Origin of the sequence: Pseudoalteromonas xiamenensis (assembly GCF_030994125.1) — a bacterium.
Lineage (GTDB): Bacteria > Pseudomonadota > Gammaproteobacteria > Enterobacterales > Alteromonadaceae > Pseudoalteromonas > Pseudoalteromonas xiamenensis_B.
Map to the genome: position 1 here is coordinate 274,394 of NZ_CP099918.1, position 12,585 is coordinate 286,978.

Here is a 12,585-nt window from a genome sequence, read left to right on the forward strand (position 1 = left end):
ATGGTATTTCCTGTTTTTAACTCAAGTTATTCCCACAAAAAAATTACAAGTTGTAATTTTTTTGTGGGAATAAGGTTGTTTTATCTCATTAGAACATTTGTTATTAATGCTACTGCTAAATTAAACTGCATCATTTAACTTTCTTGATCTTTATTTATTTTATTCATGGTCTTTGTTTTTAGGCCGATTTTATTAGCATATTCAAGAATGCTACGCAGTGATTCTTGCGTTATTTGCCATCTATCAGTCCAATCTTCAACAATACAATGAGCTACAAGAACTAAGTTTTTGCCATTGTTTTTTGCATTATCCATAGCTATAAAAACACGATCATCCAAATACGCTGTATCCATGCTGACAGAATTATAAAAGAAACCATCATTCAAAAATCCGTTTCTTAAATCTTTTGTCTTAGGTGTGGAGAATCCTCTCGCTGATTTAAATTCAATTCGGAGAATTTCCAGCATTTCCTGACTATAAACACCGAATGGAAAAGCAAATGATTGCACATCTAAACCTGATTCACGCATTGAAATAAGAGTGTCATAGACTTCATTTTTGTACCAATGTGCTAATCCTTCTTTCTCAATCCAAGTATTTGCATTTGCGTGCCAGTGTGTGTGATGTCCGATTTCATGACCTGCATTTTGTAAAGAAATGAGTTTGCTGCTGAGCTCTTTTTCATATCGGCTCATGAAAAAAGTCGCTTTAGCATTATATTCTGAAAATATATGCTCTGAATTTAGCCAGCCATCTAAGCAATAACCATCATCGAAGGTCAAAAATAGGCCCCCTTCAGCTTTTTTTTCAACCTCTTTAATAACTTCTACATTTTTTACTACTTCTTTAATGACTTCAACTTCTTTAATGACTTCAACTTCTTTAATGACTTCAACTTCTTTAATGACTTCAACTTCTTTAATGACTTCAACTTCTTTAACAATTTCCTTAGTGTTGTCTTTGTTGCAAGCAGTCAATGAAAGTGCAAAAGCTAGAGGGTAAATCTTAAACTTCATATAAAATCCATTTTTTAAGGAATACACCTATTAATGGTACAGAAAATTTATCTGTTTAGGAAGTTGGCTTGTTGATTATTTTAAAATTGTATCCCTTTATCTCTTTATTGTGTTATTTGCAATTTTTAAGTGGTATTCTACTACTGTGCCCTATTTTCTTCACACCATTATTGTCGTTTTTCATTTATAGTTTGGCGTTTGTTATCTTAGTAAAATATTTAATTAGTCAACAATGAAAATCACTTAATTTATTTATCTTCTTGATGATCTAAACGACCTTACTATCCTCATTTTGCAAGGTTTGCATTTTCACCCTTCAAAACCTTGCAAAATGGAGATTAAAGATGAAGCCAAAAGCGACCAACCATACATCACAAAAGCAACTGCTCGCGGTCGAATTGATTGACCCCGTGGCGCCCAACCATGAACTGGTTAAATTGGCAAATATCATTGATTGGCAGCGTTTAGAAGCCGAATTTGGTCAGCTTTATAGTGCAGATACTGGCGCATTGGGAAAACCCATTCGGTTACTGGCTGGATTGGAATATCTTAAACAAATTCATAAACTTTCGAATGAAAATACGGTCGCCATGTGGTGTAAAAATCCCTATAGGCAGTATTTTTGTGGGATGCAGTTTTTTACTCATCAGATGCCTTGCGACTCCAGCTCGATGATTCGTTTTCGCAAGCGAATTGGCGAGTACGAAATACCAGGGTCAGGTCTTGAATCGTGCAAAGTCTGCACAAAGCAAAGCCTAACCCCTTACTAAACTCAATCTCAACAACTGCAACCACCGCAGCTCATTGGAACTGGAAACGCTAAGCATTGACAATCCCTCTTAAGGCGTTTGTTAGCCCGAAGTTAACGTTGCCGTAGAATTAAGTTCAATATTAGGATGCTTAGACAAAGTAAAGCTATGATGAGCGATAATCGAAGGTGCATCCAAATGAGTCTTACTGTGTGTTGTGTGAGCATCTTCTATCAAAGTGACTTTGTAGTCTTTGCTTGCAGCACTAAACGCCGTTCTATCAATACAAAAATCTGTTGAATAACCGCATATAAGCACATGCTCAATCCCATTTTTATCTAGGTACTCTTTTAAATCGGTATTCTGAAACGAATCTGGAGTATTTTTTCGAACCTTGTAGCTGGAAGCATTAATGGTTAAGCCTGAAAACAGTTCCCAAGCATCACTTCCTGGTACTAGAACCCCTGGTATTTCGTGCTGTATAAATACAATCTCAATTCCAGACGAGCTAGCGTAACTCAGTAATTTCTCAATGTTACTTATTACATTTTCAGATAAATATGGTGGATTAGTTGGCCCAAAAACTCCATTTTGTACATCTACGACTAAAAGTGCGGATTTCATATTATATCCTCCTAGGCCTAACGCCCGCAGCACGCGCGGCTTTGTAGTGAAGGCGCAGCCGCAACGAAAAAGCCGTCGCTGTGCCTGCGATTGTTAGCCACGGCCTGGATACCAATACAGTTGCGCACCAATATGCCGCCTGACAAAATTACTCAGCAAGCTCCGCACAAGCAATACTTCTCCTGCGTCACTTTCACTTGAAAGTAAATCAGATATTTGACGCAAATCTACCTGCCAACTCTCATCGCTAACCGCTAGTTCCTTTAGTGATCCATAAAGTAGTCTATTTGATTCTGACATTGAGGTTTTTCTCGCTTCGCGGAGACGCTCAAAAATGACATTTATATCTGCTTTGGGGGATTTCTCTATTTCACTATGAAGAAAAAAGAAATCGCTACTCTGAGTAAACGTCACATATTTATGTAGCTGGGCAATATCTCGTACATCTAGAAAAGGCGTCTTGCATAGCAAACTACCATTATTTGATATTTCTTTGAGATATTCTTTGCTTAGAGTTGAATTTGTCGCATAAAACGTGGGGTAATTTTTGTCTGCAAGTTCTTTAAGTCTTTCCCACTGATGATAGTCATCTTGATGCCTGCCATCCGAACCCTTAGTGCTATGCGGGATTTTGAATCGAAGATAGGACTCTTTCCAATCCTCCCATTGCCCAGCACCTCTCGTAGTTAACTCACACGAAAGTTTATATTGAATGAAAAAATTGCAGCCTTCATGTTCTTCTAAAGCCGGGTGAGGCAACCATGGAAAGTAAAATGCCGAATCCCAGCCAAGCACAAACTCATCAAATAGAGAAGGTACATTCGCAAAAGCCCATTCTCCGCGCTCCTCATAAATCAACCTGATAAATGCAGAGTTAACAGCTTGCTGTAGCTGTGATTCAGAAAAATTTGGTTCTAGCATCGATTTCCTTATGGCTAACGCCGCCTTAAGCGGTGAGTAATAGTTGGCTATAATGTGAAGCGAAGCGGAACCGAGCCAACTGTTACGAATCCGACTTTAAGGCCTTGTTATGAGTGTACTACACAGCCCTCTACACTACTTTCATTCAAGGTAAATTCAGCATTAAAATGTTCATTTAAAGCCACTTGAATATCACTAATAGTTACATTGCTTTTTAGGTATGTAAATCCATGCAAACTCAATGAACCTGACACATCATCCTTTATAGAGAATAAGCTTTCTATTAAATCAACTGCTTCTAGACTCTGCCAACAAAAGGGAACGACACCAGAGTGAACAAATGTATTAGTCCATGTATTTATTGCTTTCAATAAATCTATACATACAGGGAACTCTATAAAGTTAGGATTGCTAGCAAAAAAGTCTAGTAGAGAATTTATTGGAACAAACTTAAACCCACCACCAACTTTCTCAACTTTTTCCAAACCAATCATGTTTTTTAACTTAATTTCGATAGATTGACGTATTAAAGTTGGCATTGTAGAGAAGTTAAAATTCCTACAAGTTGTTTCAGCTATGTATTTTTTGGTGAAGTATGAAAACTTCGCATGCAGAAAAAATTGATGACTTGATAGATAGTTATCACGACGAACTTGATTATCTAAGGCCAAACGGCCGCCTGAAATTTGATCAAGCAATGAAACGTCACAAATTAACTCTTGGGTAAGTAACAACAGATCGTTTTCAGTTAGAATTTTTTGATAATATTTGTTGAACTTAGACTCTTCATTAGTAACTTTCTCAATTTGATTGCAAGCTGACTTACATTGCGCTTCAAACCAGTCTTCATTTATATCACTACTGTACAAATGAGAAAGGTATTGGTCTGCATTTTTATCGTTTAAGTAATTATCCAACTTAACCTTTAAATAAATAAGATTCGACTTACTGTGTTCTAGATTACGCATTGCAATTTTATCCACTTCTTCTGAAATATTCACATGTGTTTCCTACACTCATAACGCCCTCGTTAATGGGCAAAATATTGTTGGCTAAAATGTTGATGAACGAAACACAACCAACTGCATTTTGTCCTAATTAAACAGCTTGTTAGGCGATTTTAAAATACACTATGCTTGCAACTAAAACAAACGCAACATACGCCAAAAATAGAATACCTGCTTGCCTATGTTTATTTGCAAACTCACATACTATTTCGTTGGAAATACCACGTAATAATTTTGAACCTTTTGGTGATACAAATACTATTGGAATTTTAAAATACTTGGGAGACCCAAGCTGCTCCCAAACTTTAGGTTCAAGTGTTTTGACCGCTTGATAATATTTATATTCAGCTACCCCAGAACGAAACATTAGAAGAACCCAGATTGAAACGAGAACAATTGAAACCAACATAATTCCTCCAAACTATCAGAAAACACTAAACTAGATAAAACACCTAACGCCCGATTAACGGGTAAAAAATTGTGGGCTAAAATTGAGCGAAGCGAATAGCCCGCAAGTTTTTTATCCCTGTTTAATTGCTTGTTATGTGTTTTTATCACCTTTACTAAAGTAAAAAGTGGTGATACTCCCTATTAATGTACCAGCGAATGCTAAAAATGCTGAAAAATTAGGGTTGTTGGAAAAAGCTAGAACGGTTACACAGATTAATAAAACAAAAACTATAGTCATTGCAAGAAGCGGCTTAGTGCGCTTATTTATTCTTTCTGTAAGTGGCTCCGATTGACCTAAACCACCACAAGTCCCACAAGCTAGTCCTATATATGTTTGACTCCGTTTTAGCTCATGATACTTTGCACAAGCAATACAGCTGGACTCCTTTTCACCTGATGTACATGTCCCTGTTTCATTACAATGCTTGCAAGGGTGCAAGTTAGATTTAATATCGCTCATGATGCTCCTTCATCTGACTAAACACATAACGCCGCAATAAGCCGGCGGTAATACGGAACGCCTTTTGTGTTAGGTTGGGCACAGAGAAACACAAAAGGCGTGGAGTGTTGGCGCTCGGCTTGATTGCTTTGTTATGCATCACTTTAACTGCGGTACGCCATCGATATTCTCCAGCCACTTATTTATAGCAGCCTTTTGTTTTTCGGATATTTTTCCTTTTGAAACGATGGTATTTCTTACTCCAACTAAAAAATCCGTTTTATTTTTAGGCAGCTTTGCTATTCCTGCATCAATCCAGAACAAATAGTTGTAGATTCTTTGTAGTACCGCTGGACTTAGATTTTCTGGCGCTTTAGATGCAATATTATTTATATGTCTAACGTCGGAATCCGATAACCCTTGAGAATTATGCTTTTCATAGTACTCTTTTAGCATCGAATATGAACATTTAAGTTCATCCACAAGTTTATTCTCTCGTAGCATTAAGTACTCGATTGCACTCTTTTCTGGATTTTCGGTAGTAGCCCCACCTTGCCCGCCAGGGCCTCCACCCATATGAACATTAGTAGCTAAAGTAAATTTAGTTAAATCAGGAATTCCTGAAGTTGAGCCTTCCCCAGCATTATTTATTGCACAAGTAGGACCTGCATAAAATAACTCTCCAGTCTCTAGATCCTTTAAAACATATGCCTTAAGAGAGGTTAAATACTGAGGACAGAAATCACATTTTCTAGTGGTTTCCGTTAGATCCCTCCTGATTACTTGATATGGCACAATACCTCCTTGGGTGCATAACATTTTATTCGTGCGCATGCGCGTTTACCTCGTTGGACCAGTGAAAACGCGCACAGTTAACTATCTGTATGCAAAGAACTTATCAGCATTCTGCTAAATATACCATCTGGAAAAATGCGCATGCGCGTTTCCCAAACCTATTATCTCAAATCGCAAATAAATAACTTTTTGATAAGATTAAAGTAAATTAATTAGTAACTGTAAAAACGCGCAAAAATTTTTCATTATTTCCCTTGATATCCGAGAATTTCAAATAGCACTATATACACAGCCCTGTAAGGTGCGGAGTTATCATGAGTCCAAAAAGCCCAATTCTGAAAGGTCTTCAGGAAGAAATACGTATGCGTGGTTACAGCATTAGAACAAAAAACTACCTATATTGGATTCAGGCATTCATTAACTTTCACCACAAGCGCCACCCTGAGACAATGGGAACGGAAAATGTCAGCGCCCTTTCGAAACCCAGTAGCATTACTATAATAGGGTCAACAGAAGCTAAAAAAGTTGGTTGCACATCACACTGCAGAATCGAAGTGGCAGAAGCGAGTTACGGCTGAAGATCCACAATTGGCACACCGAAGACGGTCAGATTTGATTTAACTCCAGCTTTCAAATCTGACACATCCCTATGGTAATCACCTTTATTCAAGGAAATTTGTTACACTAAACTCACTTACCCGCCATCGGAATTTTAATCGTAAGAGTAACGACCAGTGCTCGAATATCCAGTCGCTAAACCAACCGGAGACCAACCATACTCTTTGTTATTTTTTGCCCAATTGCTGCTCCACAGATAATGGAATGCAGAAGCAAGTTCCATAAGGTGTAAATCTGAGTTTTGCTTGATCTTTAATGTACCTAAACGAGTTGAAGGCAAGTCGCCCACCACACCAAGTTGATTGCGCTTCGTTTTATCAAAAACGCCTTGCTTGTTGTTCCAACGATCCGCAAGGCTGAACCCTGAACATAAGTCGAGTTGTTGCCATTGTTTCTCTTTCAGCTCTACGGCCTCTAACTTTTTACTATTAAGTTCTACCGGTTTTGCAATCACGGCTTGCACATTGGTTGGAATATTCATGTCCGTCGTTGACTTACCAAGCGCCTCCGCCATCACTCGACGTAGCCATAGCCAAGCTTCGTTATACTGTTCTGGATTTGAACGCAATAAGAACGATCCTGAACTCATCCACGCTGCAGGGTAAAAGAAGCTGAGCCAAGAATAATCAGGATAATGCCCCACTTGTCCATGGCCTCTGCATGCTTGGCTCCCTGGCGCATTAGGTGCTGCTGCGCAATCCGTGTCACTTGCAAACACCCATAACGATCCCGTCCATGTGCTTTGCTGCCAAATATCCGGTGCCGAGTTTTTCGGATAGTAAACATTGTTCAACGTGCCGGCACCATTCAAATCTTTGCTCGCGATTCCGCTAAAATCTTGGTGTGCCCACGTATCGGCAAGCACATGCATGCGGATCCCCAAAAATATGTGGGCCAACCGCTCAATGTTCGCAGTGGTTAAACGACGAGGATTGCCGTTTTTATCTACACCAAATTCGGCATTCAACGCTTTTTGCAAACCTTGCTGAGCTTCCTGTCCATTGGTGATTTTCGACAATGCCATCAGTGATTTAAATCGCTCAATCGTATCTAAAATCATGTCGTGCGCGAATTTACTATAAGGACGGCATAGCAACGTGCCTTTAATGCCAGAGCGAGTTTCGCGCGCTTTAAAACGCTGACGAAAATCTGCTTGCCACGCGTATACATCACGACCTTTTGCGCTGTATTGTAAGTTTCCGGGTGGAAAGTGGAAGGCATTCCACAAGTCATCTTGATAATCGATTGCCATTTTAGCGCCTATCGTCTGACAAGAGAGCTGTGGGACATCGATTGAGAGCAAATTATTGCCGGATTGATCGACTATCGACCAGTAGGACCAGAAATCTGAGTTGTAAAAATCAACGTACTCTGCTGCATTACCTATCAACTGAGCTTGCTCAGCACTAAACCCCGCGCTCTTAGCTGCACTTGCTGTACCGTAGAAATGAAAGTCAGTATCCATTAAAAATCTCCATTGGTTAAGTAGCTGCTGCCAACAACTGGACAGCCCATCCAATGTAGAAAGATTAAAAAAGCGAAACTCAGGGATTCTGATTAAAAACTGACGCTATCTTCGTTACAACACGTCATTTAGCGCCATCCTAAATAAAGTTCATAACAAAACCTCTAGACCATTATTTATTATGGTAGGTACACCGAGGCGCTTTCCCCAGCATCTTCTTAGAAAAATACGAGTGCCTTCTTAATCCATTCTTTTTAAAGCAATATAAGCGTTTCGTTCTAACTTTTTGTCCCCTTGCCATTCCATAAAATAGACTGTTGTCACTATGCCGATGGCGACTTGTGTTGGAGGCCTCCCTCTCGCGAGGCAATACCAAAGTACTTAATTCAACTTCGTGAAAAGTAATTATCAATCCTTTACTTTACCTTAGAGCAGCGCTTTTCTTTGACGACGCTTTTTAGCATTTCGGCCATTATCCCTCTAATCCTCCGAAACTGCGCTGGTATGAAATTTGTTGTAAATGCATTCGAGGCTCTGAATTCAGGAATAACTAAAATGTGCGCGGTTGCCGCTTTATCCATAACACCGCAGAGATGAAGTACGCTCCGCTTTTCCGCGTGATCATCAAGTTTAGCCCCCCTACTCGCCAACCAAGCGCATAGTAATCTTCATTCATTTGTCCATCGCGTAATGTCGTTGGCGTTCTGGGCGTCAAGCGCTTTGTCAGACAAATCACCCTCGTCATACGTTGCTTCATGATGTTAACCTGCGCACGAGAAATCCAACTCGGGGGCTATAAACGGGGCGTTATCCGGATTTTCACTGGACATCCTTTGTCATCATTTGCTGCTAATAAGGCGAAGAACCTATATTTACTTTGGGGCTAGGTTAAATTTGAAACTAGGCAGACACATCGAGAGTCCGCCTAGTTCATTGTGGGATATTGCTAAAGATGCGTCGCTGACTTATTTGCAAGGTCTGCAATGACTTGCGAAGTCGCCAGAGGATTATCGTTAAGTACGACATCAGGTTTGATTTGTTCGTGAGCGCTACCACCGACGGGTCTTTCAAGATAGAAACGGGGGCTTACTGCAAGTAATCCTGAATTAGGCAAAGTAAAAAACTGAATACCACCGGTTTGCCAAGCATATCCACCAGAAGGTTCGCCCACAATTTGTGCGAAGCCAAAGTCCTGCATGGTGTTGGTAAACAATATAGCTGAAGAGTATGTGAGCGCCCCAACAACAACGGACACTTTACCTTTAAACTTAAGCGGCTCATCAGCGACGACGGGTTCGTATTTATCGTAATCTTTACTCACGACATCACCAACGACCTCTCCTTCGTCTTGATACTTAGCTAAAATCTTTTTGGTATAACGACGCGTGTGGCGATATGGTTTATCAGCAAGGTAACGTAGTAACCCTGTTTTCCATGTATCGTCATCGCCTCCTGGGTTTTGACGCACATCGATAATCAAATGCTCAATCTGTTTCTCTTTCAACGTTTGGAATGCATTTTTGGTAAAGTCATAAAACGCATTTTTGTCTTCCCACCAGAACTCGTTAATCGTCAGAAGCGCCTGTTTCTTATCGAGCACCGTAAATTGAAACGTATCATCAAAACTTTTTGTACGCATCGCGCTCGGTAGTTCAACTGAGCCCTCTAAAGCCAATTTCACTTGTTTATTATTCTGTTCCAGCTCAACATTAAATTGCGAGGTTGGATTAACAAACAACCAGTAAAACAGCGCAAATTTATTACTCAATAATGCTTCTTTGTGTCTTACGGTATCGCCGTAAGTGCGTTCAATCAACGTTTTATAAACGCTTGAAACTGGCAAGCCATTGATGGTTTTCAACTCCGCATTTTGGTACTCACTGACTTCACCGCCAAGCTTTGAGCGAACGTAGACTTTACTGTCTTTAACCGTTACTTCAAATGGCAACAGGGCTTGGTGTTCCTCAATAATACTCTTTGCTAGTTTCTTTTGACTGCGGACCATAATACTCATGTGACCATCGTGAAACTGTCCGTTATAGACCGCAAGTTTATTGATGAACGCTTTAGTCGTAAGTGGCGCTGTTAAACTATCTCTGAGCGACTCAATTGACACTTTGAGTTGAGTGGGATCCGTAACACGGATACCTAAGTCAGGATGCGTGTTATCCATAAATGTTTGCCAAGCGTTGATGTCTTGCTGCATTTGCTCAACGGTGAGGATTTTCTCTAGCGCCCCGACCGCAGAGGTCTCGTTTGCGAATGAAGCGAAAGAAAGTAATGAGAAGCCAATCACTAGCCCTACTTTGAGGTTTTGAAGATAAGCGCGCATCCGAATTCCTTTTTTAATTTTAATTATTATTTGGCTGTTACAAGCCGTTGTTATTGTTATGACGAAGGTATTCAAAAAATGGTTTAAAGATTAAAAAAAATATTTTAACTTTCTTCAATAATCCCAAAAATACCCAAGCGCTTTAACGTCGCCTCAATGTCTGCGAAACGCTGTTTTTCACAGCTGCCAAAGCCAGGCATTTGCCGCAATTTGAAACGGGACATTTTCGGTGTAAGTAAACCACTTAAAAAACGGGTTCGAAGTCTTGGCGATGCCTTTTCCCCGGCTTGTGCGAGATGTTTATTCATTCTAAAAATCGCTTCTCTGAGCACTTCATCACTCGGCCACGGAGCCTGTTCGTACTGCTCAAATGTCGCCACTTTCCTATGGCACACACTGCAATGGCCGCAGTGGTTAGGGCCTCGCGCATCAGAAAAATAATCACATAAATTTTGTGACAAACAGCGAGACGATTGGAAAAAGCGCAGCATCGTTTGAATACGCTTAATTTCTGCCTTTTCTTTTTCTTGAAAATAGTTTGTAAGTTCGCCGAGCAACGCGTGTTCTGCCAGCGCGCGCTTATCAACCCGATAGACCTGCGTGAGTACTTTGCTTTCAAACTCAACAAGCCCCTTTTGTTGCAAATACTCCATAATTGTCAAAAGCTTGCCATTATCAATTTGGCCTTGATTAAAGAGTCCATCAACATCAATGGTTGCCCAGTTCCGCTTCATTTCCGAAAATCGCAAAATAGTTTTTAGCGTCGTTTGACGGCTTTCATCAAAGTGCGAGAAAAGCTGTTTTTCCGTGACCAAAAGTTTAAAACGCATTTGTGCATAAAACGCGTACTGAGCGGCCAACACACCACGCAATTCAAGTTGTACTAGCAAGGTTTTTAATACCAATTGCTTGATGTCAGTTTCAGTTGAAACTCTGGAATCCACCACGTGCCATTGGTTGTCGTTATCCACCTCTTTGGCAATAAGTGAAAGTAAATTTTCTATAGATTGCGCTTCAGGCGTATCGCCATAAATAAAGTTTTCGAGCGTATTTAAGCCATCAAGTGACCCAAGCACCACACAGTACGACTGTTTTCCATCTCGTCCAGCGCGACCAATTTCTTGCGCATAGTTTTCAAGCGATTTTGGCAATTCATAATGAATAACAAAACGAATGTTGGATTTATCTACCCCCATACCAAAGGCAATGGTGGCAACCACGACGTCGAGTTCGTCAGCCATAAATGCAGCTTGTACCGCTTGTCGAGTCGTGTCATCCATGCCTGCATGATAGGCTTTGGCTTTTAGTCCCGCCGCTTGCAGTTGCTTTGCAACGTCTTCTGCTTGCTGTTGTAAGCTGACATAGACAATCGACGCGCCTGGTTTTTTGCTTAACGCTTTGACCAAATAGGGCATTTTCTCTTCAGGTGATTTTGGCACAACACTCAAATGTAGGTTGGGTCGATAAAACCCAGTTTGAATGATGTTGTTTGGGGCAATAGCAAAACGCTGCGCCATATCCATTTGCACCTTTTTGGTCGCCGTCGCGGTTAGGAGCAACACTTGAGGGATTTGCAACTGCTGTTGGTAAAACGGCAATTTGATGTAGTCTGGTCTGAAATTGTGACCCCATTCAGAAATACAATGCGCTTCGTCAACTACTAACATTGAAATGGGAATATTGGCTATCCACTGTCTAAATCGCTCGTTTTTCAATCGCTCAACCGACACCATCAAGATTTTAAGTTCACCAGATTGGATTTGCGCCATGATGTGTTGCTGCTCAGCTTTGCTTTGTGAACTTTCGATGCTGGCTGCTGCTATCCCTTTAGAACGCAAAAACGCGACTTGATCTTGCATTAACGCGAGTAATGGAGAGACAACGAGTGTTAAGTTGGGCAACAACAACGCGGGCAATTGATAACACAACGATTTGCCTGAACCTGTAGGAAAAATGGCAATGGCGCTTTGTCCTTTTAACAAATGCGTTATGGTTTCTCTTTGCCCACTTCTAAAACTGGAAAATCCAAAATGTTGGCTTAAGCTTGTATCCAGTCGGGCATCGATGTGTTCATCAAAACCTTCCATCGATTTGTCTCACTAAATTCTATTCACTGACGCAAAAGTATCACAATTTCTCGCTAGAGTGAGAAAAACCAGAGTAGGATCG

General features: G+C 40.4%; 12 protein-coding genes and 1 pseudogene. 2 read left to right on the forward strand and 11 right to left on the reverse strand.

Translation table 11 applies throughout. From position 1 onward, the window contains the following. Window positions 1-134: 134 nt before the first annotated feature. On the reverse strand, window positions 135-1,016 hold the full coding sequence (locus tag NI389_RS18320) for a polysaccharide deacetylase family protein (RefSeq protein WP_308362869.1): 882 nt from the start codon (window positions 1,014-1,016) through the stop codon (window positions 135-137). Between the two features lie 344 nt (window positions 1,017-1,360). Between NI389_RS18320 and NI389_RS18325 the strand changes: the two genes are divergently transcribed. Beyond that, a complete protein-coding gene (locus NI389_RS18325; RefSeq protein WP_308362870.1) occupies window positions 1,361-1,786 on the forward strand; it encodes a transposase in 426 nt (141 codons plus the stop codon). Between the two features lie 81 nt (window positions 1,787-1,867). On the opposite strand, the gene NI389_RS18330 is transcribed toward NI389_RS18325, so the two are convergent. The 6 genes from NI389_RS18330 to NI389_RS18355 form a co-directional block, all read right to left on the reverse strand. Continuing rightward, window positions 1,868-2,389, reverse strand: coding sequence for a cysteine hydrolase family protein (locus tag NI389_RS18330; RefSeq protein ID WP_308362871.1), 522 nt, complete (start codon window positions 2,387-2,389; stop codon window positions 1,868-1,870). A gap of 93 nt (window positions 2,390-2,482) precedes the next feature. Next, complete coding sequence (locus tag NI389_RS18335; protein ID WP_308362872.1) at window positions 2,483-3,310, reverse strand: hypothetical protein; 828 nt, start codon at window positions 3,308-3,310, stop codon at window positions 2,483-2,485. 107 nt (window positions 3,311-3,417) lie between these two features. Beyond that, window positions 3,418-4,311, reverse strand: coding sequence for a hypothetical protein (locus tag NI389_RS18340; RefSeq protein WP_308362873.1), 894 nt, complete (start codon window positions 4,309-4,311; stop codon window positions 3,418-3,420). Window positions 4,312-4,420: 109 nt separating this feature from the next. Next, entirely contained in the window at window positions 4,421-4,726 is a 306-nt protein-coding gene (locus NI389_RS18345; protein WP_308362874.1) for a hypothetical protein, read from the reverse strand. A gap of 132 nt (window positions 4,727-4,858) precedes the next feature. Beyond that, window positions 4,859-5,227, reverse strand: coding sequence for a molecular chaperone DnaJ (locus NI389_RS18350; protein WP_308362875.1), 369 nt, complete (start codon window positions 5,225-5,227; stop codon window positions 4,859-4,861). 138 nt (window positions 5,228-5,365) lie between these two features. Further along, window positions 5,366-6,001, reverse strand: coding sequence for a hypothetical protein (locus NI389_RS18355; RefSeq protein ID WP_308362877.1), 636 nt, complete (start codon window positions 5,999-6,001; stop codon window positions 5,366-5,368). 314 nt (window positions 6,002-6,315) lie between these two features. Between NI389_RS18355 and NI389_RS18360 the strand changes: the two are divergent. After that, window positions 6,316-6,471: pseudogene (locus NI389_RS18360) on the forward strand (phage integrase N-terminal SAM-like domain-containing protein); the annotation flags it as partial. Window positions 6,472-6,713: 242 nt separating this feature from the next. On the opposite strand, the gene NI389_RS18365 reads toward NI389_RS18360, so the two are convergent. The 4 genes from NI389_RS18365 to NI389_RS18380 all read right to left on the reverse strand — a co-directional run bounded on the left by NI389_RS18365 (window position 6,714) and on the right by NI389_RS18380 (window position 12,503). Then, window positions 6,714-8,084, reverse strand: coding sequence for a DUF6765 family protein (locus tag NI389_RS18365; protein ID WP_308362879.1), 1,371 nt, complete (start codon window positions 8,082-8,084; stop codon window positions 6,714-6,716). A 550-nt stretch (window positions 8,085-8,634) separates the two neighbouring features. Beyond that, complete coding sequence (locus NI389_RS18370; RefSeq protein ID WP_308362881.1) at window positions 8,635-8,841, reverse strand: hypothetical protein; 207 nt, start codon at window positions 8,839-8,841, stop codon at window positions 8,635-8,637. Between the two features lie 189 nt (window positions 8,842-9,030). Continuing rightward, window positions 9,031-10,416: a S41 family peptidase gene (locus tag NI389_RS18375; RefSeq protein WP_308362882.1), complete on the reverse strand. Its 1,386-nt coding sequence runs from the start codon at window positions 10,414-10,416 to the stop codon at window positions 9,031-9,033. Between the two features lie 104 nt (window positions 10,417-10,520). After that, window positions 10,521-12,503 carry a RecQ family ATP-dependent DNA helicase gene (locus NI389_RS18380; protein WP_308362883.1) on the reverse strand — a complete coding sequence of 661 codons (1,983 nt, stop codon included), beginning with the start codon at window positions 12,501-12,503 and terminating at the stop codon, window positions 10,521-10,523. Window positions 12,504-12,585: the final 82 nt, after the last annotated feature.

Excerpts from the sequence above, each read along its gene's own strand:
- NI389_RS18325 (WP_308362870.1), top strand. The coding sequence starts at position 1,361 with ATGAAGCCAAAAGCGACCAACCATACATCACAAAAGCAACTGCTCGCG.
- NI389_RS18365 (WP_308362879.1), bottom strand. The coding sequence starts at position 8,084 with ATGGATACTGACTTTCATTTCTACGGTACAGCAAGTGCAGCTAAGAGC.
- NI389_RS18380 (WP_308362883.1), bottom strand. The coding sequence starts at position 12,503 with ATGGAAGGTTTTGATGAACACATCGATGCCCGACTGGATACAAGCTTA.
- NI389_RS18350 (WP_308362875.1), bottom strand. The coding sequence starts at position 5,227 with ATGAGCGATATTAAATCTAACTTGCACCCTTGCAAGCATTGTAATGAA.
- NI389_RS18330 (WP_308362871.1), bottom strand. The coding sequence starts at position 2,389 with ATGAAATCCGCACTTTTAGTCGTAGATGTACAAAATGGAGTTTTTGGG.
- NI389_RS18345 (WP_308362874.1), bottom strand. The coding sequence starts at position 4,726 with ATGTTGGTTTCAATTGTTCTCGTTTCAATCTGGGTTCTTCTAATGTTT.
- NI389_RS18320 (WP_308362869.1), bottom strand. The coding sequence starts at position 1,016 with ATGAAGTTTAAGATTTACCCTCTAGCTTTTGCACTTTCATTGACTGCT.
- NI389_RS18335 (WP_308362872.1), bottom strand. The coding sequence starts at position 3,310 with ATGCTAGAACCAAATTTTTCTGAATCACAGCTACAGCAAGCTGTTAAC.
- NI389_RS18370 (WP_308362881.1), bottom strand. The coding sequence starts at position 8,841 with ATGAAGCAACGTATGACGAGGGTGATTTGTCTGACAAAGCGCTTGACG.
- NI389_RS18375 (WP_308362882.1), bottom strand. The coding sequence starts at position 10,416 with ATGCGCGCTTATCTTCAAAACCTCAAAGTAGGGCTAGTGATTGGCTTC.